The sequence below is a fragment of the Mesorhizobium sp. WSM4976 genome (assembly GCF_029625685.1).
Classification (GTDB): Bacteria; Pseudomonadota; Alphaproteobacteria; order Rhizobiales; family Rhizobiaceae; genus Mesorhizobium.
Map to the genome: position 1 here is coordinate 151,545 of NZ_JARTVT010000016.1, position 24,930 is coordinate 176,474.

Consider the following 24,930-nt stretch of genomic DNA (forward strand, 5'->3'; position numbering starts at 1 on the left):
CGCCTGCTCCATGCAGACAGCGAAAGCCGCCTTGACGATGGCGAGCTCGACCGCCTGCGCGGTGAGATATTCGCTATAGAATTCATTCGAAATCCACATGATGAAATGGCCGCGCCGCCCAAGCCAGCCGGCGCGTGCCAACGCAACCAGCGGTATTTGTCGGTTGGATTCGAGAAGCGATCGTTGCGCCGGTCAGCTCTCGTCCGCCTAGTGCAAACTGTCCTCGAAAGCCAGGTCGACGACGGCGAGCTTGGACGTCTGCACCGCCATGTATTCGTCGAAGAACTGGCGTGAAACCCACATGACGGAATGACCGCGCTGGCCGACCCAGCCGATGCTGCCAAGCGCCTCGCCATCGTTGAGTTTCCGCGCCAGGTGGGTGCGTGACAGCTTCAGCCAGTGCGCGAATTCGCTGACCGAGATGACGCTGGTCGGTATCCTGTCGAGATGAACGTCCTCCGGATCGATACCGGACATCAGCCAGTCCATGACGATGCCGCCATTGTTCAGCCAGATAAACAACGAGAAAGTCCGCCCAGGCTCCCGCACGCCCTCGCTGGCCAGCAATCCGTCGGCGATGAGCGGCTGCAGCCTTGACAGCATGCCGGGTCGATCGAGGAAAGTCGTCAGCCGATGTCCGCCGTCTATGCGGTCGAGCGTCCTCAGATGCGCGTGGATCCAGCCGGTGAAGGTTTCGATGGTGCCCTCTGTGACCCGCATGGGGCGGGCGCGGCCGTCACCGCTGGGCGAAATATACTCGGCGATGTTGTAGCGCAGCATCTCCTTGACGAAAGCCTCGGCGGTGTTGCGGCTGGCCACCGAATTGCGACGCACGACCTCGATGAAGCGCGCCATCGTCATGTCGGTGCGGCGGTCGTTGGGATCGCGACGGAAATGCAAAGCCAGGCCGACATGGCCGAGGAGCCAGCGCTGCTGGGTGGCGAAAACGGCGGCCAACCGCGGGCTTGTTTCGTAGACATGGATGAGCGCGCGCGACTGTTCCTGCACACTGCGAAGCGCTGCCGGATGACTGGCGATCTCTGCGACACTCAGCGGCATTTCCTGCGGTACTCCAGGCGATTTCGAAGAACGACAAATGAAGATTCCCAGTGTTCGCCGGTTGTGTCCAGTTGTCTATTGGAACAACGAACGATCAAGCGGCCGCCTTTGTTGCTGACCCTTTGCACCGGTTCGGGAAACTCATCCCAATAACAGTCGGGCTCGCAGCCCCGCGTGAATGGCCGCGTTCTGCCGAACCATGGGCTTGGTCTCCACCGTATGTCTTCTGGCCTCGGCTGAGCAGGGCGCTGGCCGGTAATCGAAGGTGAATTGAAGTTCTCGTGTGGACTTTGCAGCGTGGAAGCGGCTACCTATCCTGATGCCTTGGCGCTATTTGCCGAGGCACCCGGGTGAAATGATGCCGAGAACAATCCGGACACTGACCGCCAGCGAAGTGGAAACGCTCGTCGACTGGGCGGCCGGAGAGGGCTGGAACCCAGGCATCGGCGACGCCGCCGCGTTCCAGGCAGCCGATCCGGACGGATTCATTGGCGCTTTCGTCGGCCAAGAGATGGTGGCCGGGATTTCGGCCGTCGCATACGGCCCGGAATTCGGCTTCATCGGCCTCTATGTCTGCCGGCCCGACCGGCGTGGCGAAGGCCACGGCAAGGCGGTTTGGGATGCTGGCATGGCACGCCTCGGCGGCCGCATCATCGGTCTCGACGGCGTGGCCGAGCAGCGGGCCAACTACCAGCGCATGGGCTTCGTGCCTGTCTATGAGACCGTCCGCTATAGCGGTCGCCCCGCCGGGTTGCCGGCGGGCGGCGACATACGGCCCGTGACGGCCGGCGACATAGCGGGGATATTCGCCTATGATCGCCAGTGTTTCCCGGCGCCGCGGGAAGCCTTCCTTCGGGAGTGGCTGCGGCAGCCCCGGATTGGGCTGCTCTGTGGCGGAGCGGCCGGCATTGCCGGCTACGGCGCGGCCCGCCGATGCCGGGAAGGCTTCAAGGTCGGGCCGCTGTTTGCCGACAGGACGGATCTTGCCCTGGCGTTGTTGGCGGACCTCCCGGGCAGGATCGGCAACGAGGCATTGCACATCGACGTGCCAGCCGGCCAGGTTCAATTCACCGCCATGCTTCAGGCCTCCGGCATGGTCCCGGGCTTTGCGACGACACGCATGTACAAGGGAGGCAAACCCGGCAATGCTCCCTCGACGGTTTTCGGCATCACGACGCTCGAGCTGGGATGATCGGGGCCAGCGAAGCTGCTGAGGCGATTGTTTTGCCTGGCTGGTCCATGCAACAGGGCCCCATGACGTGATTTAGGGACATGGTTTGCCTTTTCCGGACGCTGCGTGGCGTGGAGGTTATCGAATGGCTGGCAGGACGGTTCTGATCGCCGGCGGCGCCGGTGGCATGGGCCTTGCGACCGGATTGCGCCTCGCGGCCGACGGCGAGCGGATCGCGCTCGCCGACCTTCCCGGCACCAAGCTCGACGCAGCCGTCGCCAAGATTGTCGCGACTGGAGCGAATGCGATTGGTTTGCCGCTCGACATCCGCTCCGTCGCTGCCTGCCGCGACGTGGTGGCCAAGGCTAGGGACTGGGGCGGCGCCATAGACATCCTCGTCAACGCCGCCGGCGTCTGGCTCGAGGGGCCGGCGAGCGGCGTCGAGGAAGATCAATGGGACCTAGTGCTGGACGTCAATCTCAAGGGGGCGTTCTTCCTGATCTCGGCGGCCGTCCCCCATCTGGCGGCAGCGCAAGGCGTGATCGTCAACATCGCGTCCGACGCCGGCCTCGTCGGCAACAATGGGGCGGCCGTCTATTGCGCATCGAAGGGCGGGCTGGTTCTGCTGACCAAAGCTCTCGCCCTGGAACTCGCCCCGCAAGGCATCAGGGTCAATGCCGTTTGCCCGGGCGACACGGCAACGCCGATGATCGAATATCAGGCCAGCACCTATGGTGGGGACGATCCGGACAGCTACAAGCGCCGGCTTCTCGGGCACTATCCGCAGGGGGACAAAGCAAGGTTCATTCAGGTGGAAGAGATTGCGTCCTTCATCCACTATCTCTGCCAACCGGGCGCCGCGCCGATCACCGGGGCCGCGCTGTCGATCGATTTCGGTGTCACCGCCGGCTATTGAAAAAAGCCTGGGCAGTTTCATCGCGGGCACGATTGCCCGTGCCGGCACTTGCGAGGTGGAGAGGAAATGGTCGTGTTTCGCAAATCCCGCAAAGGGCTGGTGACCGGCGCGGGCGCCGCCGACGGCATTGGCATCGCGACCGCGCGAGCGCTAGGCGAGGCCGGCCTTTCGGTCGTCATCACGGCTTCGTCAGCGCGCGTCGAGCAGCGGGCTGGGGAACTGCGGGCGGAGGGGCTCGACGTCCGCGCCGTTGTGGCCGACCTGACGCATTCGGGCGATGTCGAGCGCTTGTGCTCCGAGGCCGGCGAAATCGACATCCTCGTCAACAATGCGGGGATGGGGACTGTCGGCCAGCCGGCGTTGCAGCGGCGGTTTGTCGACCTCAGCGAAAGCGACTGGGACCGCGGCATCGATGTCAGCCTGAAAACCGCGTTCCTGAGCACGCGCGGATTCCTGGCCGGCATGGTGCAGCGCGGCCATGGGCGCGTGGTCAACATGGCTTCGGTGACGGGGCCTTACGTATCCAATGAAGGCGAGGCCGCCTATTCGGCGGCCAAGGCCGGCATGATCGGGTTGACGCACGCGCTCGCCCTGGAAGTAGGCCGAAGCGGCGTCACGGTCAATGCCGTGGCGCCGGGCTGGATCGCGACCGGCGCATCGACGCCGGAGGAACTCGCCGCTGCCCGCAACACGCCGCTTGGGCGCGCGGGCAGTCCTGAGGAAGTCGCCGCCGCCGTGCTGTTTCTGGCGTCGGACGGAGCCAGCTATGTCAACGGCGCCGTTCTCGTCGTCGATGGCGGCAACATCCTGCAGGAACGCAAGGGATGACCTAGGAGCGAGGGGCGGAGAAGCGAGGGGGTCGCTTTGGCCGGATCGTTGCCACTTTGAATGGACATAGGTGTACATTCGCGCTAGACATAAGCTTCGCGCTGCCCGTTCGCTGTTCGGCGATCAATGGCAAGGCGAGGGTCCAGGGGGCGATTGATGCACAAGCTCGGGCTGCAGACATGGCGGTCAGGCCTTGAACCGAATGTCCAACTTGTGACGGCGGCTTGAGCGCATGACGAGACATTATTCGGCGCTTTCGCTCTTCAAGGAGGGCATAGCTGGTCAGACTGGATGGGTGAAGGCCTGGCGCTCACCCGATCCGAAGCCGCGCTATGACGCGATCATCATCGGGGGCGGCGGCCACGGCCTGTCGACGGCCTACTATCTCGCAAAGAATCATGGGGTCACCAACGTGGCCCTGCTGGAGAAGGGCTGGATCGGGGGCGGCAACACCGGCCGCAACACCACCGTGGTACGCTCCAATTACTTTTACCCGGAAAGCGCGGCGATCTATGGGCTGGCGCACAGTCTCTACAAGACGCTCTCGAAGGACCTGAACTATAATGTGATGCTTTCCCAGCGCGGCATCCTCACGCTCGCGCATAGCGAGGCGGCAATGGAAACCGCGGCGCGGTCCGTCAACGCCATACAGGTCAACGGCATCGACTGCGAATTGTTTTCCCGTGAGGACGTTCGCCGTGTCGTGCCGATCTACAACTTCAGCCCGGATGCCCGCTATCCCGTCTATGGCGGCACCTGGCAGCCAAGCGGCGGCACCGCCCGCCACGACGCCGTCGCCTGGGGTTATGCGCGTGCGGCGAGTCGTCTCGGTGTGGACATCATCCAGAACTGCGAGATCACCGACTTCATCATCGAGAACGGGCGCTGCCGCGGTGTCGTCACCTCGCGCGGCGCGATCCGGGCCGAGCGTACAGGCATGGCGGTGGCCGGGCATTCGTCGGTGCTCGCGGCGAAGGCGGGATTCCGGCTGCCGGTCAATTCCTACGCGCTGCAGGCCTGCGTGTCCGAACCGGTCAAGCCGATCGTCGACACGGTCGTGATCTCGCCGGACACGGGCGTCTATGTCAGCCAGTCGGACAAGGGCGAACTGGTGATCGGCGGTGCGCTCGACCGCATCCCGTCCTACGGCCAACGCGGCAACCTGCCGGTGCTGGAAGGTGTCATCGCCGGCATGCTCGAAATGTTCCCGATCTTCGGCCAGTTGAAGATGATGCGGCAATGGGCCGGCATCGTCGACGTGGTCCCGGATTCCTCACCCATCATCGGCGAATCGCCGCTGCCCGGACTTTTCCTCAATTGCGGCTGGGGCACGGGCGGCTTCAAGGCGATCCCAGCCGGCGGCACGCTGCTTGCCCATCTGCTTGCCACCGGCCAGCACCACGACGTCAGCCGGCCCTTCGACCTCGACCGCTTCGCCAGCGGCCGGCTGATCGACGAGGCGGCCGGCTCCGGCATTGCGCATTGAAGGTGTAGAAAAGATGCAGCTCTTTCCTTGTCCCTTCTGCGGGCCGCGCGAAGAAAGCGAGTTCCACTATGGCGGCGAGGCCGGCAATCTGAGGCCCGATAGGGACGTGACGGCCGAGCGTTGGGCCGATTATCTCCACATGCGCGACAATCCGAAGGGACCGACGCGGGAGATCTGGGTGCATATGACCTGCGGCGAGTTCTTCGCGATGAGCCGCGACAGCGTCAATCACAAGGTGTCGGGCTCTTCCGTGCTCGGCGATGTGGAGCACGGAAGATGAGCGCTTCCCGTCTCGCCGCCGGCGGCAGCGACATCGACCGCGACCGCCCGCTGACCTTCACCTTTGACGGCAGGCGCGTCGAGGGTTTCGCGGGCGACACGATCGCCTCCGCCTTGCTGGCCGGCGGCCAGACTGTGGTCGGCCGTAGCTTCAAATACCATCGGCCGCGTGGCATCTGGGGATCCGGCGTCGAAGAGCCCAACGCGCTCGTCGATGTCGAGGGCGCGGCCGGACGGGTGCCGAATGCGCGCGCCACCACCGTGCAAGCTGCAGACGGCATCACAGTCAGGAGCGTCAACGCTTCGCCGACGGCCGAGAACGACCGCAACGCGGTTCTGGATCGCTTGGCCCGCTTCCTGCCTGCGGCCTTCTACTACAAGACCTTCATGTGGCCAGACTGGCACCTGTTCGAGCCGCGCATCCGCGCCATGGCCGGGCTTGGCGTCGTCGACAGCGACTGGCAGCCGCGTAAGGTCTCGGACCAGGTCAACCACCATTGCGACGTCCTGGTGGTCGGTGCCGGGCCGGCCGGTCTTGCCGCGGCAGCCAGCGCCGCGGCGGCCGGGCACTCGGTCGTCCTGGCCGACGACGGTGCGCATCCCGGCGGGTCGCTGCGTCATCGCGCCGGCGAAGTCGATGGCGTCGAGGGCAAGGCGTGGGTCGAGGTGACGGTTGCCGGGCTGAAGGGCGCCGGCCAGCTGGTGCTGAGCGACACGACCGCCTTTGGGCTTTACGACCATAATCTGGTCGCGCTCAACCAGCGCCACGCCGACGGCAGGCCGGACACGCTTTGGCGTGTGCGGCCTCGCCGCATCGTGCTAGCGACGGGCGCGATCGAACGGCCTGTTCCGTTCGCCAACAACGACCTTCCGGGAATCCTGTCCGCCGATGCGGCGCTCAGCTATCTGCGCCGGCATGGCGTTCTTGTCGGCCGGGAAGTTGTGGTCGCGACCAACAACGACAGCGCCTATGAACCGGCCTTGGCGTTGGCCGCGGCAGGCGCCTCGGTGACCGTGGTCGACTGCCGACGCGATGGCGGTGCGCAAGCGAAGACCCGCATTCGCGTCCTGGCTGGGCGTACGGTGGCGGCGGCGCGTGGGCGCAGCGCTGTCCAGGGTGTCCTGCTGGACGATGGCACGACCCTCGCGGCCGATTGCGTGCTCGTCTCCGGTGGCTGGACGCCCACGGTGCATCTGTTCTCGCAGGCAAAAGGCAAGCTCGCCTGGAGCGACCAACTTGCGGCTTTCATTCCGGGCGAGGCCATTGGTGAGATTGCCGTCGCCGGCGCCGTGGCTGGCACTGTCTCGCTTTCGGATGCATTGGCCAGCGGTGCGGCGGCCCCCGGTCACTTCGGCTCATCGTCGCCAGCGCCTCGCGGCACGGGAACGGAGGCAACGCTCGGCGTCGTCAGCCTGTGGCCGAAACCCAAGGCCAGGGGTCGCGTCTGGGTCGACTATCAGAGCGACGTCACCGCCAAGGATGTCGAGCTCGCGGCGCGGGAGAATTTCGTCTCGGTCGAGCACCTGAAGCGCTACACCACGCTCGGCATGGCGACCGATCAGGGCAAGACTTCGAACCTGAACGGCCTGGCGCTGCTGGCGGATATCACCGGGCGCGGCATCCCGGATGTTGGCACTACGACCTACCGGCCGCCCTTCACGCCTGTTCCGTTCGCTAGCCTGGCCGGGTCGCGCCGGGGCAGCATGCACGTTCCAGTCCGCCGTCTTCCGCTGGAGGCAAATCATCGCCGCGCTGGCGGCGTGTTCCAGGAATATGGCGGCTGGCTGAGGCCGGCCTACTATGGCGGCGGGGAAGCGGACGCCTCGATCCAGGAGGAGGCGCGACGAGCCCGGCAATCCGTGGCGCTCTTCGACGGCTCGACGCTCGGCAAGATCGAGGTAATCGGCCCGCGCGCGGCCGAGTTCGTCGACTTCATCTATTACAACACCATGTCGACCCTCAAGCCGGGCCATTGCCGCTATGGGTTCATGCTTTCGGAAAATGGCGTCGTCTTCGATGACGGGGTGCTTGTTCGCCTGGACGAGCATCGCTTCATCGTCTCCTGCTCGTCGTCGCATGTCGCCGCCGTGCACGCGCGCCTCGAGGAATGGCGGCAGGACCGCTTCGGCCGCGATGCGATCTATATCCACAACGCCACCGCGCAATACGCCACTTTGACCGTTTCGGGTCCGAATGCGCGTCAGGTCATGGAAGCGCTTGACCTGGGCGTAGCACTTGATGATGCGAGTCTGCCGCATATGGCCGTCGCTGCCGGCCGCTTTGCCGGTGACGAGGTGCGCATCGCCAGGGTCTCCTTCACCGGCGACCGCAGCTACGAGATCTCCATCCGCGCCGACCGGGCCGAGGCGCTGTGGGCAAGGATGCAGCAGGAGGGCCGCGCCTTCGACGCGGTGCTGCTCGGGCTTGAATCGCTGATGATCCTGCGCGCCGAGAAGGGCTACATCGTCATCGGCAAGGACACCGACGGAACCACCATGCCGCACGATCTCGGCGTCGCTGGACCGCGGACCAAACGCGCGGACGAGTTCGTCGGCCGGCGCTCGCTTTTCACGGAAGCGGCAAACGGCACGGACCGCAACCGGCTCGTCGGGCTGGCTGTCCGCGAAGGCGAGGCGCCGCTGGCCACCGGCGCGCATGGCGTGGAGAAGCGCGACGGTCGGCTCAGAAGCATCGGCTTCGTCACCTCCAGCTATCAGAGCCCGGCCCTGGGACGCCCGGTTGCGCTGGCGCTCATCGAACGGGGCGCGGCGCGGCACGGCGAGACCATCGACGTTCAACATCTGGGTGTCGTGCGGCAGGCAACGATCGTCGCGCCATGCGCCCTCGATCCGGAGGGGAGGCGGCTCCATGCGTAACCTTGCCGGAAAATGGCCGGCAGCGCCCGATTTCGCCATAGCGACGCTGAACAAGGACGGCGTCACCGTGCGGACAGTTAGCGGGCTGAACCAGCTTCTGGTCAGCGGCGACCTGACGGCCTGGTCGAAGGCTTCGGGGCTTGCCGGCGAAGGCGTCGGCGCCGCCGCGGTTGCCAGCGGCGACACATACATGGTGCGAATCGCGCGCGACCGGCTTCTTGCGGTCGGGGAACAGCCGTTCCCCATCGCGGCCGATTGGCATGCGGCCGGCTTCGCGGTCACGGTCATGAATGCCGGACTGCACGTGTTCGAGATCGAGGGGCCGGAGCTGGATCGCCTGACCGCCAGGGGCACGGCGCTCGATCCGGGAGCGGCAAGCCCCTCGGCTTCGATTCTTTTTGCCGGTATCGGCGTCCTCTTCTACCGGTTCGGCAACCCCGGGCGAGCGCGTCTCCACGTCGACCGGGGCCTTGCTCCGTATCTTTGGGAGTGGCTCGAACAGGCGCAAGTGTTGTAGCGGGAGCGGTTTCAGGTCTATCTAGCCGACGTTCAAACTTGGCCGGCCCCCAAATGCTATCCGATTCCAACGCTGACGAAGTCGTGCGGCGGTCCGGTCTGACCGGCAATACCAAGGTGACACGCGAGGACTGGATGAACCTCGCGCTGGAGACGTTGATCTCCGAGGGCGTGGAGGCGGTGCGCGTCATGGCGCTCGGGCAGAAGCTGAATGTCTCTCGCTCCAGTTTCTATTGGTATTTCAAGAGCCGCCAGGACCTGCTCGACCAGCTGCTCGAGTACTGGCGCAACAACAACACGCGTTTCATCGTCGAGCAGGCCGCACGGCCGGCCGCGTCGATCACGCAGGCGGTGCTCAATATCTTCGAGTGCTGGTTGGATGAATCGCTGTTCAACCCGCGGCTGGATTTCGCCGTGCGCGCCTGGTCGCGCCAGTCCGCCGACGTGCACCGGGTCGTGAACGAGGAGGACGACGCACGCGTTGAAGCCATCCGGACCATGTTTTTACGGCATGGCTATGAAGCCACGGAAGCGTTCGTGCGGGCGCGCGTGCTCTATTTCACGCAGATCGGCTATTACTCGCTCGAGATCGTCGAGCCGGTAAGCAACCGTCTCTTCCTGACGCCGGCCTACCTTCTCACCCATACCGGCAAGGAAGCCCGCGCGGGAGAGGTCGAGGCCTTTGCCGAAAAGATGCTGCTGAAAAGCCCCGGCTGACCGGCCTCGCCACGCGCGAACAATGGCCACGAGCATCTCTGTCGCCTATATAGCGTTTTTTCAGCCTGATCGCCGTTCCGTGACCCCTGCCGCCCGCCTGCAAGCCACAATCGAACTTATGCATGAAGTCGATAGCGTCGCGCGCCCCGCCGATGCTGTCGTCTCGGCCTGGTTTCGGGCGCGGCGCTATATCCACGACAAGGACCGTGGTCAGATTTTAGACCTGCTCTACGCGCTCCTGCGGCATCATGCGCGGCTTGGCTGGTGGCTGGCCAGGCATGGGCGCGAAAATAGGCCTCGCAACCGGCTGCTTGCGTGGCTTTCGCTGAAGGAGGGCAGAACGCCCGATCAGATCGAACGCCTGTTCAACGGCGCGAAATTCGCGCCTGCCATGCTGACGGATCACGAGCACGCGCTGCTGGTCAAATTGCGGGGATGCACGATCGGCCATCCCGACATGCCGGAAGAGGTGCGCCTCGAATGCCCGTCCTGGGCGGCCGATCCGCTGCGCCGCCGCTTCGGGGAAGCGTTCGGGGACGAGATGGCCGCGCTTCTTACGCCAGCTCCGCTCGACCTGCGCGTCAATCCGATCAAAGCGACGCGCGAGGCCATGCTTGGCGCGCTGAAGCATCTCGGCTTGCGGGCGCAGCCGTCAGTTCTGGCGCCTTACGGCATTCGCTTGAATGAGCGCCTCTCGCTGGCGAGCCTGCCGATGCTGAAGAAAGGCGAGGTCGAGATCCAGGACGAGGGTTCGCAGCTCGTCGCCATGCTGGTCGACGCCCGGCCGGGCGAGCGCGTGGTCGATTTCTGCGCCGGAGACGGCGGCAAGACGCTGGCCATCGCCGCGCAGATGAACAACAAGGGCCACGTCGTCGCCTGCGACGTCATGGAAGGCCGTTTGAAGCGCGGCGCCGAACGCTTCCGGCAGGCAGGATTGCACAATATCGAGACCAGGCTTCTGGCCGGCGAAACGGATCGGTGGGTCAAGCGCCACAAGGGTGGTTTCGATCGCGTACTGGTGGACGCGCCATGCAGCGGCACCGGCACCTGGCGACGCAATCCCGATGCACGTTGGCGCGCGCAGGAGGAACAGGGTCTGGACAAACTCGTGTCGTTGCAGGCCCGGATGCTGGCGAGCGCGGCGCGCCTGCTGAAGCCCGGCGGACGGCTGGTCTACGCGACATGCTCCTTGATGCCCGAGGAGAATGAGGACCAGGTGGCCGCTTTCCTTGCGGCTCATCCCGCCTTTCGTATCGTGCCGCTGAGCGAGGCCGCGCCGCAGATGACGAACTCAGCTCATTCCGACTACCTGTCGCTGACGCCCGCGCGCAACGATACCGACGGCTTCTTTGCCGCCGTCATGCAGCGAGAAGGCGCGCTCCCGCCCGAGCGTGCGCTGACAAAGGACAAAGCCGAGTAAGCCGGTCCCGCGGCTCACTTCTTTGGAAAGGGCACGCCCTTGGTGGTGAATCTCTGCCCTCTGCCGATCGGGCGCACGGGGCGCTTGGTGGCGGCGGCCTTGCCGGTTCCGGGCGGCTGGTGGGCGGGCACGAGCTGGTCGGGGCGGGGGCCGATCAGGTCGGCGCGGCCCATCTCCTTCAGGGCGTCGCGCAGCAGAGGCCAATTGTCGGGGTCGTGGTAGCGCAGGAACGCCTTGTGCAGGCGGCGCTGCCGCCCGCCGCGGACGGTCTCGACCTTGTCGGTCGCGCCACGCCGCACGCCCTTCAGCGTGTTGACGCCGGTATGGTACATGGCCGTTGCGGTCGCCATGGGCGAAGGCAGGAAGGTCTGCACCTGATCGGCGCGGTAGCGGTTCTTCTTCAGCCACAACGCCAGCTGCAGCATGTCCTCGTCGGTCGTGCCGGGATGGGCGGCGATGAAATACGGAATGAGGTAGTATTTCTTGCCTGCTTCCTTGGCGGCTGCGTCGAACATCTCCTTGAAACGGTCATAGGTGCCGATGCCGGGCTTCATCATTTTGTCGAGCGGCCCGCGCTCGGTGTGCTCGGGCGCGATCTTGAGATAGCCGCCGACGTGGTGGGTCACCAGTTCCTTGACATATTCGGGGCTCTTGATGGCGAGGTCGTAACGCACGCCGGAGGCGACCATGACCTTCTTGACGCCCTTGACCTCGCGGACCTTGCGGTAGAGCCGGATCAGATCGTCATGCGAAGTGTTGAGATTGGGGCAGATGTCGGGAAACACGCAGGACGGCAGGCGGCAGGCCGCCTCGATCTTGGGGTCCTTGCAGGCCATCCGGTACATGTTGGCGGTCGGGCCGCCGATATCGGAGATCACGCCGGTGAAGCCCGGGGTCTTGTCGCGGATCTTCTCGATCTCGCGCAGGATCGAGCCCTCGGAGCGGTTCTGGATGATGCGGCCTTCATGCTCGGTGATCGAGCAGAAGGTGCAGCCGCCGAAGCAGCCGCGCATCACCGTCACCGAAAACTTGATCATGTCCCACGCGGGGATCTTGGCATCGCCATAGGAGGGATGCGGGGCGCGCGCGTAGGGCAGGTCGTAGACGGCGTCCATCTCCTCGGACGTCAGCGGGATGGGCGGCGGATTGAGCCACAGGTCGCGGTCGCCATGGCGCTGGACGAGCGGGCGTGCGTTGCCGGGATTGGCCTCGCGGTGCAGCACGCGCGAGGCGCGGGCATAGGCATCGCGATCGCCCTCGACCTGCTCGAACGACGGCAACCGGATCACGATGTCGCCGGGCTTGCGGCTGGCGCCCTCGTCGGCGGAATCGAGATCGTCGGCATGGAGTTCCGTAAAATGCTCGGGCACGCGGCGGAACAGGGCGACGCCCCGGATGCTATCGAGCTGGCGCGGCGTGTCGCCGGCGGCAAGCCGGTTCGCCACCTCGACGACGGCACGCTCGGCGTTGCCGTAGATCAAGAGGTCTGCCTTGGCATCGGCCAGGATCGAGCGGCGCACCTTGTCGGACCAGTAGTCGTAATGGGCGATACGGCGCAGCGAGGCTTCGATGCCGCCCAGCACGATAGGCACGTCCTTGTACGCCTCGCGGCAGCGCTGCGTATAGACGATCGTGCAGCGGTCCGGCCGCTTGCCGCCCTCGCCGCCAGCCGTATAGGCGTCGTCATGGCGCAGCTTGCGGTCCGAGGTATAGCGGTTGACCATGGAATCGAGGTTGCCGCCGGTGACGCCGAAGAACAGCCTCGGCCTGCCCAGCGCCTTAAACGGCTCCGCCGACTGCCAGTCGGGCTGCGAGATGATGCCAACCCGAAACCCCTGGGATTCGAGCAGACGGCCGATGATCGCCATGCCGAAGCTCGGATGATCGACATAGGCGTCGCCCGTGACCAGCACGATGTCGCACTCATCCCAACCAAGCGCCGTCATCTCCGCTCGACTCATCGGCAGAAACGGCGCTGCCCGCCCGGCATGAGGCTTGCTGCCGGACAGCGGAACGATGTTCTTCTGGGCGCTGGCTATGGTTTCCATCGCCTCGACGTATAGGCCGCCGGCCAAGCGAATTCAATTAAGCTCGATTCGGGCTCCCGAAAGGATGCGGTGGGACTTGTCTGCTGCCGACGCTCCGGCTTCCATCGGGTTTTTGACGTCCGCGAAGGGCTGGCAGCGGGAGACCACGACATTGAGACCCACTATCGACGAAGTACTTTTGGCGGAAAGCCAATCAGAGACCGAGCGCCTATGCCGCCAGCAGCAACGCCTGGAGCGCGAGCTTTGCCGACGGTCGGATTGCTGATCGCGGTTTTCGGCGCCATCGGCGGTCTGTGGTGGCGCATCGAAGCCGCGATCGAGCGGCGCGGGACGAGATCAAGAAGAATGCACGCGACGCGAACGTCAGGGGCGACATGGCGATGGCCTCAATCTCCCTGCTGGGGAACAGCTTGCCGCGCACAAGCTGTACGTTACCGCAACCTACATCACCAAGGCCGGTTTGCCTCAGTTCCGCGACGAGGCGATGACAGGTGCTGGTTCTTAAGGGCAGCGTGTCCACGCGAGCGGATGGTTCGCTTTATCGAAGCCGACAAGTTGGCCAGGAAGCTCCTGCCGGGGGACTAAAGATCCCGGCTATAACGGTGAAATAGCCTCAGCTTATCGGGATATCCGATGCGCACCTCCGACTGGCATTTCTCGCACCTGTATTTGCCGATGACTTTAAACCAAGATCCCTTCCTGACGAGCGGATGTCCGCAGTAAGGGCATTCGAGGGTCAGAGTGGCATCACTTAGTTCGAGAGGGATGGTCACAGCAACGCACCTCATCAGGGCACCCCGAGTGACACTAGCAATGATAGTAAGCTGGGCGCGTTGACCGAGATCAAGCCAGCGCAATTTTGATCGACCGGATCTTCATATTAGCTATCGCTGATGTAAATCCAGGCTGCCATTCCTGAGACATGCGACGAGCTCGCGCCTTTAGTAGGTCAGGAGTTCATGGTCATGAAATACATTGCCCTCACGATACTTGCCTGACGCTCACTGGCTGTGTGCATGACAGCTGCCGCGTTCCCCCTCCCAGCCAGGCGCAGCGCGATTGCCATCGGCACGAGTCTTCTTCGAAAATCGAACCCGCCCTTGGCTACAAAGGATTCAAGCGGCCAATCCCCTGTCCTTTTATGAGGGGACGGAAGTGCCGGGGTTCCGCAAGATTTCCTGGCATCGGCATCGCTCGGCGACCTGAAGATGGATGCAGAGGGGCGCGCGCTACCGCTTTTCCCCCCCCGCTCAGAAGCATTGCGGTATTTTCTGCGGTGTAGGGACTGAGGACAGTCTTAGTGCTGCAAGGATGGCCGTCGTAATGCAGGTCAATGCGCGAATTTCCGGTAGAAGCGCCCGCCCATTACACTCGCCTCGAAGGCCAGTTCGATTATCCCTTTGCGGCTTGAGCTGAATGCCAAGACGACGCCCAGGAAAATGACATAGGACGCAACGAGAGAGAGCAGCAGCGTCATGAAGGTACCTGGCAGCGATGCTTTAAGCCCGTATTCTACGACGCTGGTCATGATGGCCGACACAAAGTACGGCCACAGAACCTCCAGCAACTGCCTGAAGCTTAGCGGGCCGCGCCTTGTCGCCCCCCACCACAGGATCGGTCCCTGGATGGTGCCCACGCCTATGTAGAAAGCGGCGACTCCGCTTATGCCCCATGGTAACCCGCACACGAATGAGGCTACAAAAAGGGTGGAGCTCAAGGCGCCCCAGTTTCGCATTTCCTTTGTCCGGTCCTGGCTGATGAATAGCCAGCCGGTGCTGCTGCTGATCGGCGCGAAAATGGCGCCAAAGGCCAGAATGGAAAATACCTCGGATACCTCCGACCATCTGGGCCCAAGCAATGTCACGATGAGCAACTGGCTGTTTATGATGGCGAATATCACCGCCGGGTAGGTGGCAAGAATTGTCAGTTCCAGCATTCGGAAATAAAAACGGCGGTATGTCCCCGGCTCGCTCAAGGTTCTTGCAAGGGAAGGAAGAGCGACTTTTGCTATCGGTGTTGTGATCTGGCTAAGCGGCAACAAGAGTAGCTTGTATGCTCTATCATAAATGCCGAGAGGCATCTCACCGAGGTAGCGGCCGATCAATATGTTGTCAAAATTCCTGGCGAAAAAATTCAGGAAATTGAAGGACGTTATGTTGGCGCCAAAATTCAACAGATGGAAATTCTGGCTTCGCAGAGCAGGCCTGCTCGGAACCCATTTGGCAAACCACCAGGCAAGCAAAAGTGTGGTCAGAGCCGTCGCGATCTGGCTGTAGACGAGCGCCCAATAACCGAAGCCATTCCACGCGAAAAGCAGGCATGTCACGGACCCGGCCAGGAAGCTGACCAATTCGACCAGCGCGATTTTCGCGAAGAGAAGCTGCCGATTGAGCAAGGCCAAATGCTGGGCGCAGAGACCACCAATCACAAAGGTCGCGCTGAGGCCTACCACGATGGGCACGATCCGCGGTTCTCGGAAGAAGACACCTGCTACCGGGGCAAGGACAATCACGGCCAGGCAAATAGCCGCGCTGAGCCCGACATTGACCCAGAAAACGAAGCTGAGCTGCTCCTGATCGATCTCATCCCTCTGGACGGTGGCTTGGGTCAAGCCGAAATCCGAGAAAAGCGCCGCGAACGCGAACAACGGCGCAGCCATCGCCACTATGCCAAAATCCTCAGGCAGGAGAAGCCGGGCGACAAGAATCTGGTAGCAGAATTGCATCAGGAATTTGAGCGCCTGCGACACGAAATTGATGGCCGTGCCGTTCACCGAGGCGACCTTGAGCTCGGCCCGTGACATTCGGTTGTCAGAGAATGCAAATCTATTAGCCGAAGCCATCTCAAGCAGCTCGAACAGCCGTGACCTTGTTCTTGACCTGCCTCAGAATCGAGGCGGCAATGCGCCAATCCGTCACCCCGGCGGTCGCAAGCGGCAATAACCTCCTCTCTGCGATCAGCGTTTGGGTCTTGTGCTCGGCCGACAAACGCTCCATTGCGCGAATGCGCTCCTTGAGAAGGCCAACAAGTCTCGAATTGGCGGATAGTCGATGATCAAGCAAAAGCTTCTTCGACTGATCTACTTGTCCGTCGTAATTTACCGTCGTCCTGCTCCACCCGGCGCCTCGAGGCGTATACATGTAGCCGTGAAAGTTGCTGGCCACGTACTTTGCTCCTTCGAGCAGCGCATCCATCACAAAAAGGAAGTCTTCGCCATGGCGAGAATCGGACGGATAGCGCAGGGATCTGTCCGCCAGGAATTCTTGCTTGAACATTGGTTTGAGCAGGCCCCAGTCCGTGTCGGTTCCGAAAGGCCTCGCATGTGTCAGGAACGTCTTGATGTCGATCAGCGTCATCTCGTCGGTGAACCCGATGGTCGCGGGACTGGAGGCGTCGGTTGCCGGATCGTAGTATGAGAACTTGTCGGCGACGATGTCGGCATCTTGTGCTGCGGCAACCGTGACAAGCCGCTCGACCCGCCCTGGCGCGTACGCGTCGTCGGCGTCCAGGATTGCCACCCAGTCCCCGCTGGCGACCTCCAGGCCGGCATTGCGGGCGACCGAAGGCCCGGCATTCTTGGGCAGGTGAACGACTTTGATGCGGCCGTCCTTCCGCGACATCGCTTCGGCAAGCTCCAGGGTTGCGTCCGTCGAGCAATCATCGACGACTATGATTTCTGTAACAGCATTCCCCTGTGCCAGTGCGGAATTGACGGCGCGCCCAAGAAACGGAGACGCGTTGTAGGCGGCAATCAAGACCGAAACAGTAGGACGCATAAAGGGCGGTTTGTGGGCAAGGCTGCGAAAATTTTCGGTCATCCGGCACCTCCCGGAAGCGAACCCGGTTCCACCCGCCATTTCCCGGGTTCTTGGAAAAGCCGCCCCTGCCTAGCAGCCGTCGCTGAGGCCGGGATTAGATGACGATGAAGCGAAACTGAATTCGAAGCTGAAGCTTCGCGCCCCGATCGGGACAGTGGCGTCAGGCCTGCGGCAATGTCACCGCAACATGAAGGCCCCCGCTGGGCGAGTGCGTGCTGAGCGTGATGTTCGCGGAAAGCCGCTCAACAATGCCCGAGACGATGGCAAGGCCCATTCCGGTGCCCTCCGCCCCGGGCACGTTTACGCGATAAAACCGTTGGAACACCGCCTCCCGATGCTGGGGGGCGATGCCCGGGCCGCTGTCGGCGATTGAAAGAGTCAAGGCGCCGGGTTTGGGCGCGATCGAGACCCTGATCTTACCGCCAGCCGGCGTGTATTTGATCGCATTGTCGATCAGATTCCCTATCAGCAGACGAAGCATGGGCTCGTCCGTGTTGACTTCGGCCGACTCGTCTCCGGCGAGCGAAACATCATGCCGCTTCAGCGTGATGAACGTGCCGAATTCGGCGATGACGGACGCAGTGACATCATAGAGCCGGACAACTTTCAGCTCTAGCGGCTGATGGCTGATGCGTGCCGCTTCCAGCATCTGCTTGACGAGGCGGGTAGCTTTTTCGTTGCTGGCCCTGAGATCGGCGAGGATCGTCTCTCGCTCCGTTTCGCTGTCTGCATCAGCCAGCATCTGCAGCAAAAGTTTGATCCCGGCATGGGGCGTTCGTAGCTGGTGCGCTGCCAAGTCAGCGAAGCGTCTTTCTGCCGTCAGCGACCGGTCGAGCTTGCTGAGCAATTGGTTCACTGACATGCCCAGCGGATGCAGGTCGCGCGGCAATGCATCCATCGAGATGACGGAGAGGTCGTCGGGCGATCGGCTGCGGATCTGGCGGACCAAGCCGTGAATGGGTCGCAGGCCGTCGCGGATTCCATACCAGACCAGCAGCCCGATGACCGGCACCAGCACCAGCAGCGGAAAGAACAGATTGAGCATGATGTTCGACACCAGAGTGTCGCGAAGGACTCGCTTTTCGCCGACTTCCACGATGATGCCGGTGTTCGGGATCGGCAATGAATAGACACGCCATAGCACGTTGGCGTAATTCAGCATGTTGAAGCCGGCCCTTTGGGCGGGAACGCTTTCTGGGAAGGCGCCATTGGAAAAAATACGGATCTTGCCGTCCTTCCACAGGCGAAATATGTGCGCATCCGCATAGTCATCCGCCTGATCGTTGATGGCGAGTTGGTTGCCCATCGCAAAGTCCATGTCCTTGACCTGCTTCGGCGGATCATTTCCAAGCGCCTCGATCTGATGTTCCTGCAGCGTCCAAAGCTCGTTGGCGTCATTGATCAGCTTGGCGTCGTAGATCTTGTCGATCTCACTGCGGGCTGAACGGAAGGCAAGGACGCCTATTATTGCGATCGCGATGAGGATCGTCGGTGTTATCCGCAGAAAGAGCTTCCAGGTAAGGGTCAGCCGCCTCATGCTTCGACCATGTAGCCGACACCCCGGATGGAGCGGATGAACTCAGCCCCAAGCTTCTTGCGAAGATTGTAGATGATGACCTCGGTCGTATTGCTTTCCACCGCGCTGTCGGTGCTGTAAAGCGCATATTCGATGTCACTTTTTGTGACGTATTTGCCTGCCCGCTCCATCAGAAGCTTTAGAAGCCGAAATTCCTTGGCGGTCATCGCGATCTGCCCCTCGACCCCGCGCACCACCATTGCCGCCGGATCCAATTCGATATCGCCGCTTTTGAGAACGATGTCGGTGCGACCCTCCCGCCGGCGCATGAGGGCGCGCAGCCGCGCCAGCAATTCGTCAAGGTCGAACGGCTTGACCAGATAATCGTCAGCTCCGTTGTCGAGCCCTTCGACTTTCTGCAGGGAAGTATCGCGGGCAGTGAGTAGAAGGATTGGCACATCGTTCCGGCTCTTTCGTGCCGAGCGCAGGACCTCAATCCCGTCAACCCCGGGTAGATTGACGTCGAGCACGACCATATCAAAGGCGAGATCCTGAAGCCCCGCAATGGCAGCCTCGCCATCCTTCATCCAGTCGACCCCGTAGGCGTGCTTTTCGAGAGCCTTCTTCAGCGAAGAGCCGAGGATCAAATCATCCTCAACCAGGAGCAGGCGCATGGCTGCGATGCCTTTGTGTTGCTTGTGAACCGGCTGTTTGCCGATCCGATCGCGGATCAAGGAACGCCATCGCGGCATTTTTGCGGGCAGTGCCCCGGGCGTGTGCAGTCACAGTTGCGAGACCAATCGTAAGCAAGTGCACAGGCTGTACATGCGATTGGAATCCATGCCCTGGTCCGCAGCGAGCCGTTCCGCTGGGCATGCCGGACCAAAACTACTCGTTAATGGAAGCCCTTGCCGCCTACACGTCGAGGGCGCCTATCCGTCTGCTTTGGCTCCGGCTAACTCCGAACCGGGCAGTCTCCTTCCGGCCCCATTTCAGCCGTTCTCCAATGGCGGCAATGATGGTCTGGGCCACCCGAGCCGCCCACTCTGGAGCCGTGCCTGCCTTAACTACCGACAACATCAGCATGCGCTGACCGCAGCTGAGGGCAAGTGCGGCCGTTCGCACATGAGCTACGCGGCGACTTGTATTTTTCCAAGGGCCGGCTAGGAGGGTTGCGACCAATCCGCGCTGCACAGGATGTATTTCGTGTCAATCCGCTGGGCGTCGCGCGCGGCACTCCCGTCATGGAGCCCCCTTCAAAACTCCGGGATGCTCTCGCGGAAGATGACCTGCAGCCGCGGCTGGTGGAGCTCGTAGGGCAAGCCCCTGACGGAATGGGAGAGGATGTTGAGCGCCTCCCTGGCTTCGACTCGCGGGTTCTGGTCGATCACCGCGTCGAGCGTGCCGTCGAGCAAAAGCTCCTTGGTGCCGTCGGTCACCTCATGGCCGAGGAAGATCACCTCCTTCGCGCGTCCGCGTTCCTTCAGCGCGCGGGCGATGCCGGTATTGCCAGCGCCGACATTGTAGATCGCGGCGAGGTCGGGGTGGCGCTCGAGCAAAGCGGACGCTTCCGAATAGGCCTTTTGGCGGTCGTCGAGCATTTCACGCATCTCGACGATCTCGAGGTTGGGGGATTCCTCGGCAATGATATGGCGGAACCCCATCTCACGCTCCTCATGGCCGCGATAGGCGAGCGAGCCGGCGAACAGCGCGACCTTGCCGGGGCGGCCGGCGCCCATGAAGCGGTTGAGCAGATAGCCGGCGAGACGGCCAGCGGCCCGGTTGTCGATGCCGATATAGGCGACCCTCGGCACATGCAGGATGTCGGAGGCTATGGTGACGACCTTGATGTCGCTCGCAGACAGCGAGCGGATCGCCTCACGCACCGTCGGGTGGTCGAGCGCGATGACGCCGACGCCTTGCGTCTGGCCATGGAGGTCTTGCAGCAGGCGGGCGAGCCGGTCGGGGTTGAACCCTTCGATGCTCGTCACGCGCACGTCGAGATCGGGCCGCGTCAATGCCTGCGCCTCAATGTGCCGGTGTAAAAGCTTGATGAAAGAGTTGGTGCCAGCCGGCAGAGCGAAGTCGAGCCTGATCGTCTGCCCCGGCACTGCTCGCTGCGGCGCGCCGTTCGGCGTTTCGGCGATGTAGCCCAGGCGCTGTGCCATCTCGATGACGATCTCGCGTGTGCGGGCGCGTACCCCTGGGCGATTGTTGAGCACACGGTCGACCGTGGCCGGAGAGACACCGGCTTCCCGGGCTATGTCTGTCACGGTTGACCGCACGTCGAGCACCTCATCGCGAGCATCAAAATCAAACAGCTGCCAATCCGTCCCGGAAAACCGCTCAGCCGGGGCGATTCTGATGTGAAATGATGTAACCGCCCTCCAGTTGGGCGCAAGCCGGCCTGTTACAAAAGTCAGCGAAGGTCCGGACAAGCCGACCAGTTCCACGCAAAAGGCCTCCCTCAAATCCAAGCAAAGGGTGCAATGTCGCGAGCTTGATGGGCTGCATTCTCTCCCTCATTTGCGATCTTATGATGCATTATGATTATTTATGATGTTGACAGGCTTCACGTGCTGTCGTCAATATCCCTCACGAGGGCCATGGAGGAACAGGCCCCGAGGGAGGAATTCAATGTCTCAGTTGATCCGCATGTCGCGGCGCCGCCTTTTGGCGTCCGGTGGAAAGGCCGCGGTGTTCGTCGCCGCGACGGGTATTGCACCGCAGTTCATTCGTCCCGGCCGCGCCTTTGCGGCGGACGCGTTGGCGCCCGGCATGATCGGTGGGCCGACCGGCTTCGACGGGGCGGAGCGCTATCAATACGGACCCGATACACCGGAAGGGCGCGCCATCGAGGCGGCCAAGGCGCTGAAGGCCGCCGGCAAGGCGCCGGCAAAGATCGTGCTCGGCCTGTCCGATGGTTCGATCGGCCAGCTGACCAAGCCTTTCCCGGCCGGCGCGCCGTCTATCAAGGATCTCTGGGAGAAGGAAACCGGCATCGCGATCGAGATCGTTGGCCTGCCCAACGGTCAGGAATTCACCAAGACGATGCAGGACATCTCCACCAAAGGTGGGGCCTACGACATCTATTCGACCGAGTGGAACCGGCTTGGCGATCTCGCCGAAACCGGCGGCATCGCCAAGCTCGACGACTTCGTCGCCAAGCACAAGCCCGAGTGGGACGATCCGAAGCAGGGTTACGTCAACGGCGCCAAGGGCGTCTCGCTGCTCAACCAGTATCGCGGCTCGACCTATGGCGTGTCGCTGGACGGCGACTTCCAGACCTGGGTCTACCGCACCGACCTGTTCGGCGATGCCGCCGAGCAGAAGGCCTTCAAGGACAAGCACGGCTACGACCTTGCGCCGCCGAAAACCTGGAAGCAGCACAGCGATGTCGCGGCCTTCTTCCAGCGACCGGACAAGGGCTTGTTCGGTTCGACCGATCTGCGAAACCAGGGCTGGGGCTACACCAATTGGTACCAGCGCTTTGTCTCGATGGCCTCGCCCAACCAGTTCCTGTTCGGGGACGACGGCAAGCCGCTGATCAATTCAGAGCAAGGCATCGCCGCCACCAAGGAATATGTGGAGTCGCTGGCGCATCATTCGCCGGACGCGATCTCGTGGGGCTGGCCGGAACAGTATGGCAATTTCGCCAAGGGCGGGGCAGCGATGACCTGCGCCTTTTCCAACCTGCCGAAGTTCCTCGACAATACGGGCAACAAGGATTCCGCCGTCACCGGCAAGATCGGCTCGATGCTGCCGCCTGGCCGCGAGATCGACGGCAAGCTTATCAGCCGCTCCGTTCTGTGGTTCTCGCTGACCGGCATGGTGTCGTCGCAGTCGAAGAATCCGGAGGCCGCCTACCTTCTGCTGCAGTGGCTGGGGTCCGCCCGCATCTATGCCTGGATGAGCGCCAATCCCGGCGGCTATCTCGATCCATTCCGGTTGTCGGACTTCTCTGATCCGCTCGTACGCCAGACCTATCACGCCTACCACATGGATGTGGTGCGCGAAACGGTGGCGCGCACGGTGCCGACCATCAACTATCCTGGCGCGACCGCTTTCCACAACGCGCTCGACGAGAACCTCGTGGCCTCGCTGACCAAGGCCAAAACGCCCGAGCAGGCGATGGCCGACACAGAACGCGAGTGGAGGAAGATCGCGCGGCGCACCGGTGAGGAGAAATTGCTCGAAGCCATCAAGACCAACAAAGAGGCTTGGCCCACGGTTCTCGATCCGATCAGCTGATCCACCTCCCTGGATCAGAAAAGGAGGGGAGGGGCGTCAGCTCTTCCCCTTCGCCCCAGAGCACGATCCCGAAAAGTGGCAACCGATTTTCGGAAAAGATCATGCTTCAACAATGATCTAACGCCACCAGCAAAGCAGCCAGATGAAGCGTTCCGTTCCATTCGAGATATTCCGCTACGCCGCGATCCTTTCGGCGATGGCGGTAACGCTGGTGCCGATCCTTTGGATGGTGTCGATGGCCTTCAAGCCGATCGGCGAGTGGTCGGCGACCGGCGCCGACCTGACATGGTGGCCGAAGCAGCCGACGCTTGCCAATTTTCAGTTCGTGTTCGGCCACTCCACCAACGACCTGATCGTCGCGCTCGACCACACGGCGGTGAAGCCGATCCTATCGTCGCTTTTGTCGGCGGTGTTCGGGACCGTGATCGCCATGTCGGCGGGCACCGCCGCGGCCTACGGTCTTTCACGCTTCGGCTCCGGCCAGAACCTGCCGCTGGCGCTGATCCAGCTAAGGCTGTTCCCACCGATGGCGGTCATGATTCCGGTGATGATCATGTGGGCGTTCCTCAATCTCAACGACACATGGTGGGGGCTGGCGCTGATCTACGGCATCGTCACGCTGCCCTTCGCCTTCTGGCTGATGAAGACCTTCTTCGACGACATGCCGCGCGAGATCGAGGAGGCGGCGCTAGTCGAGGGCTGCTCGCGGTTGCGCGTCTTCACCCGCATCACGCTGCCGATGATGCGCGCGCCGCTGGCAAGCGCCGCGCTCTTCGTCTTCATCCTCAACTGGTCGGACTATCTCATCGCGCTGCTGCTCACCACGCGTGAATGGGTGACGATCCCGGTCTACATGGCGTCGCTTTCCTCCTCGATGACCGGGCAGCTCTACGGTGCCAAGGCCGCTCTCGGCCTGATCGCGGCGGTGCCGCCGGTGATTATGGGTGTGGCCATCCAGCGCCATCTGGTGCGCGGACTGACCTTCGGAGCGCTCAAGCAATGAGCGCGGTGATGGCGACGATTTCGGAGGACAAGATGGGTGCCGTGCATGCCAAGCCGGCCCAGCGGGACGAGGGCATGCGGCTGGGCTTCCGCCTGACCCTGCCGGCGCAGATCCTGGTGCTGTTCATCTCGGCCTTTCCGCTTCTGATGCAGCTCTACATCAGCGTCACCGACTGGTCGCCGCTTTCGGGCGTCGGCTGGTGGAACGCCTGGGAAATGTGGAACAGCTTCGCCAACTACACGGATCTCGCCGCCGACACGCGCTTCTGGAGCGCGCTGCAGCGCACTGCGATCGTCATGCTGGTCTGCGTGCCGGCGGAGTTCCTGCTCGGCCTCGCGCTCGCGATGCTGTTCGCCGACGATTTTCCCGGCAAACGCATCTTCTACTCGATCCTCCTGATGCCGATGATGGTCGTGCCTGCGGTCGCCGGTTACATGTTCTTCATGCTGTTCCAGTCGGGCGGCCCGGTGAACGACATCCTGTCGAGGATCGTCGGCATGCCCGTGACGATCGCCTGGCTGTCCGATCCGAACCTGGCGTTGATCGCGGTCATGATCGCCGACATCTGGCAGTGGACGCCGCTGATGTTCCTGATACTGCTCGCCGGTCTGGTCGGCGTGCCGGACGATCAGATGAAGGCCGCGACACTGCTCGGCGCCAGTGCCTGGCAGCGCTTCACCACGATCGTGCTGCCGAAGATGAAGACGATCATCATCATCGCGCTGGCGATAAGGGTGATCGAGAACTTCAAGATCTTCGACACGCTCTACATCATGACCGGCGGCGGCCCCGGCGTCGCCACCGAGACGATCTCCGTCTACATCTACAAGGTCACCACGCAGGACCTGATCTGGGGCTATGTGGCGGCCATTGCTCTCGCCATCCTGATCGTGCTCTCGATCGTCGCGGTCTACGCAATGAGGCGCATGGCGAAGGCAGGGGAGGTGCCGGCATGAGACTTCCTGTGTCAACCTGTTGTGAGCAAGGCGTTTGCGGCGGGGTGTTTTTGGGGATCGTAAGGGGTG

General features: G+C 62.9%; 19 protein-coding genes. 12 read left to right on the top strand and 7 right to left on the bottom strand.

The window, feature by feature from the left end; all coding sequences use genetic code 11:
- Nucleotides 1–207 precede the first annotated feature (207 nt).
- The gene (locus P9272_RS20465; RefSeq protein WP_278161947.1) at nt 208–1,059 is read right to left on the bottom strand and encodes a hypothetical protein; all 852 of its coding nucleotides are present in this window, start codon (nt 1,057–1,059) and stop codon (nt 208–210) included.
- A gap of 358 nt (nt 1,060–1,417) precedes the next feature.
- Between P9272_RS20465 and P9272_RS20470 the strand changes: the two genes are divergently transcribed.
- The 9 genes from P9272_RS20470 (at nt 1,418) to P9272_RS20510 (ending at nt 11,269) form a co-directional block, all read left to right on the top strand.
- Nucleotides 1,418–2,251 carry a GNAT family N-acetyltransferase gene (locus tag P9272_RS20470; RefSeq protein WP_278161948.1) on the top strand — a complete coding sequence of 278 codons (834 nt, stop codon included), beginning with the start codon at nt 1,418–1,420 and terminating at the stop codon, nt 2,249–2,251.
- Nucleotides 2,252–2,375: 124 nt separating this feature from the next.
- A complete protein-coding gene (locus tag P9272_RS20475) occupies nt 2,376–3,146 on the top strand; it encodes an SDR family NAD(P)-dependent oxidoreductase (RefSeq protein WP_128255969.1) in 771 nt (256 codons plus the stop codon).
- A 72-nt stretch (nt 3,147–3,218) separates the two neighbouring features.
- A complete protein-coding gene (locus P9272_RS20480; RefSeq protein ID WP_278161949.1) occupies nt 3,219–3,974 on the top strand; it encodes an SDR family NAD(P)-dependent oxidoreductase in 756 nt (251 codons plus the stop codon).
- 232 nt (nt 3,975–4,206) lie between these two features.
- Nucleotides 4,207–5,460, top strand: a complete 1,254-nt coding sequence (locus P9272_RS20485) for a sarcosine oxidase subunit beta family protein (RefSeq protein ID WP_278161950.1) — start codon at nt 4,207–4,209, stop codon at nt 5,458–5,460.
- A 13-nt stretch (nt 5,461–5,473) separates the two neighbouring features.
- Nucleotides 5,474–5,740 carry a sarcosine oxidase subunit delta gene (locus tag P9272_RS20490; RefSeq protein WP_278161951.1) on the top strand — a complete coding sequence of 89 codons (267 nt, stop codon included), beginning with the start codon at nt 5,474–5,476 and terminating at the stop codon, nt 5,738–5,740.
- The gene (locus P9272_RS20495; RefSeq protein WP_278161952.1) at nt 5,737–8,616 is read left to right on the top strand and encodes a sarcosine oxidase subunit alpha family protein; all 2,880 of its coding nucleotides are present in this window, start codon (nt 5,737–5,739) and stop codon (nt 8,614–8,616) included. Before P9272_RS20490 ends, P9272_RS20495 begins: the two co-directional genes overlap by 4 nt.
- Nucleotides 8,609–9,133 carry a hypothetical protein gene (locus tag P9272_RS20500; protein WP_278161953.1) on the top strand — a complete coding sequence of 175 codons (525 nt, stop codon included), beginning with the start codon at nt 8,609–8,611 and terminating at the stop codon, nt 9,131–9,133. Before P9272_RS20495 ends, P9272_RS20500 begins: the two co-directional genes overlap by 8 nt.
- Before the next feature lie 134 nt (nt 9,134–9,267).
- Complete coding sequence (locus P9272_RS20505) at nt 9,268–9,849, top strand: TetR/AcrR family transcriptional regulator (protein WP_278161954.1); 582 nt, start codon at nt 9,268–9,270, stop codon at nt 9,847–9,849.
- Nucleotides 9,850–9,967: 118 nt separating this feature from the next.
- Nucleotides 9,968–11,269, top strand: coding sequence for an RsmB/NOP family class I SAM-dependent RNA methyltransferase (locus P9272_RS20510; RefSeq protein ID WP_278161955.1), 1,302 nt, complete (start codon nt 9,968–9,970; stop codon nt 11,267–11,269).
- Nucleotides 11,270–11,283: 14 nt separating this feature from the next.
- Here the strand turns inward: P9272_RS20510 and P9272_RS20515 are convergent, their stop codons facing one another.
- The 6 genes from P9272_RS20515 to P9272_RS20540 form a co-directional block, all read right to left on the bottom strand.
- The gene (locus P9272_RS20515; RefSeq protein WP_278161964.1) at nt 11,284–13,317 is read right to left on the bottom strand and encodes a YgiQ family radical SAM protein; all 2,034 of its coding nucleotides are present in this window, start codon (nt 13,315–13,317) and stop codon (nt 11,284–11,286) included.
- Between the two features lie 1,330 nt (nt 13,318–14,647).
- A complete protein-coding gene (locus tag P9272_RS20520; protein WP_278161956.1) occupies nt 14,648–16,120 on the bottom strand; it encodes a lipopolysaccharide biosynthesis protein in 1,473 nt (490 codons plus the stop codon).
- 40 nt (nt 16,121–16,160) lie between these two features.
- Complete coding sequence (locus P9272_RS20525) at nt 16,161–17,135, bottom strand: glycosyltransferase family 2 protein (RefSeq protein WP_278161957.1); 975 nt, start codon at nt 17,133–17,135, stop codon at nt 16,161–16,163.
- 160 nt (nt 17,136–17,295) lie between these two features.
- On the bottom strand, nt 17,296–18,672 hold the full coding sequence (locus P9272_RS20530; RefSeq protein ID WP_278161958.1) for an ATP-binding protein: 1,377 nt from the start codon (nt 18,670–18,672) through the stop codon (nt 17,296–17,298).
- Nucleotides 18,669–19,325 carry a response regulator transcription factor gene (locus tag P9272_RS20535; protein ID WP_128256327.1) on the bottom strand — a complete coding sequence of 219 codons (657 nt, stop codon included), beginning with the start codon at nt 19,323–19,325 and terminating at the stop codon, nt 18,669–18,671. The genes P9272_RS20530 and P9272_RS20535 overlap by 4 nt, the downstream gene beginning before the upstream one ends.
- A gap of 582 nt (nt 19,326–19,907) precedes the next feature.
- Nucleotides 19,908–20,936 (bottom strand): LacI family DNA-binding transcriptional regulator, encoded by a 1,029-nt coding sequence (locus tag P9272_RS20540; protein WP_128255957.1) that lies wholly within the window; start codon nt 20,934–20,936, stop codon nt 19,908–19,910.
- Between the two features lie 352 nt (nt 20,937–21,288).
- Between P9272_RS20540 and P9272_RS20545 the strand changes: the two genes are divergently transcribed.
- The 3 genes from P9272_RS20545 to P9272_RS20555 all read left to right on the top strand — a co-directional run bounded on the left by P9272_RS20545 (nt 21,289) and on the right by P9272_RS20555 (nt 24,861).
- Nucleotides 21,289–22,902: an extracellular solute-binding protein gene (locus P9272_RS20545; RefSeq protein ID WP_278161959.1), complete on the top strand. Its 1,614-nt coding sequence runs from the start codon at nt 21,289–21,291 to the stop codon at nt 22,900–22,902.
- 142 nt (nt 22,903–23,044) lie between these two features.
- Entirely contained in the window at nt 23,045–23,905 is an 861-nt protein-coding gene (locus P9272_RS20550) for a carbohydrate ABC transporter permease (protein WP_128255955.1), read from the top strand.
- Nucleotides 23,902–24,861, top strand: coding sequence for a sugar ABC transporter permease (locus P9272_RS20555; protein WP_278161960.1), 960 nt, complete (start codon nt 23,902–23,904; stop codon nt 24,859–24,861). Before P9272_RS20550 ends, P9272_RS20555 begins: the two co-directional genes overlap by 4 nt.
- Nucleotides 24,862–24,930: the final 69 nt, after the last annotated feature.

Bases quoted from the DNA above. Each gene is read 5' to 3' on its own strand.
- P9272_RS20490 (WP_278161951.1), top strand. From the start codon at position 5,474: ATGCAGCTCTTTCCTTGTCCCTTCTGCGGGCCGCGCGAAGAAAGCGAG.
- P9272_RS20505 (WP_278161954.1), top strand. From the start codon at position 9,268: ATGAACCTCGCGCTGGAGACGTTGATCTCCGAGGGCGTGGAGGCGGTG.
- P9272_RS20500 (WP_278161953.1), top strand. From the start codon at position 8,609: ATGCGTAACCTTGCCGGAAAATGGCCGGCAGCGCCCGATTTCGCCATA.
- P9272_RS20510 (WP_278161955.1), top strand. From the start codon at position 9,968: ATGCATGAAGTCGATAGCGTCGCGCGCCCCGCCGATGCTGTCGTCTCG.
- P9272_RS20525 (WP_278161957.1), bottom strand. From the start codon at position 17,135: ATGACCGAAAATTTTCGCAGCCTTGCCCACAAACCGCCCTTTATGCGT.
- P9272_RS20535 (WP_128256327.1), bottom strand. From the start codon at position 19,325: ATGCGCCTGCTCCTGGTTGAGGATGATTTGATCCTCGGCTCTTCGCTG.
- P9272_RS20520 (WP_278161956.1), bottom strand. From the start codon at position 16,120: ATGTCACGGGCCGAGCTCAAGGTCGCCTCGGTGAACGGCACGGCCATC.
- P9272_RS20475 (WP_128255969.1), top strand. From the start codon at position 2,376: ATGGCTGGCAGGACGGTTCTGATCGCCGGCGGCGCCGGTGGCATGGGC.
- P9272_RS20515 (WP_278161964.1), bottom strand. From the start codon at position 13,317: ATGGAAACCATAGCCAGCGCCCAGAAGAACATCGTTCCGCTGTCCGGC.
- P9272_RS20465 (WP_278161947.1), bottom strand. From the start codon at position 1,059: ATGCCGCTGAGTGTCGCAGAGATCGCCAGTCATCCGGCAGCGCTTCGC.
- P9272_RS20555 (WP_278161960.1), top strand. From the start codon at position 23,902: ATGAGCGCGGTGATGGCGACGATTTCGGAGGACAAGATGGGTGCCGTG.
- P9272_RS20545 (WP_278161959.1), top strand. From the start codon at position 21,289: ATGTCTCAGTTGATCCGCATGTCGCGGCGCCGCCTTTTGGCGTCCGGT.
- P9272_RS20495 (WP_278161952.1), top strand. From the start codon at position 5,737: ATGAGCGCTTCCCGTCTCGCCGCCGGCGGCAGCGACATCGACCGCGAC.
- P9272_RS20485 (WP_278161950.1), top strand. From the start codon at position 4,207: ATGACGAGACATTATTCGGCGCTTTCGCTCTTCAAGGAGGGCATAGCT.
- P9272_RS20530 (WP_278161958.1), bottom strand. From the start codon at position 18,672: ATGAGGCGGCTGACCCTTACCTGGAAGCTCTTTCTGCGGATAACACCG.
- P9272_RS20470 (WP_278161948.1), top strand. From the start codon at position 1,418: ATGCCGAGAACAATCCGGACACTGACCGCCAGCGAAGTGGAAACGCTC.
- P9272_RS20550 (WP_128255955.1), top strand. From the start codon at position 23,045: ATGAAGCGTTCCGTTCCATTCGAGATATTCCGCTACGCCGCGATCCTT.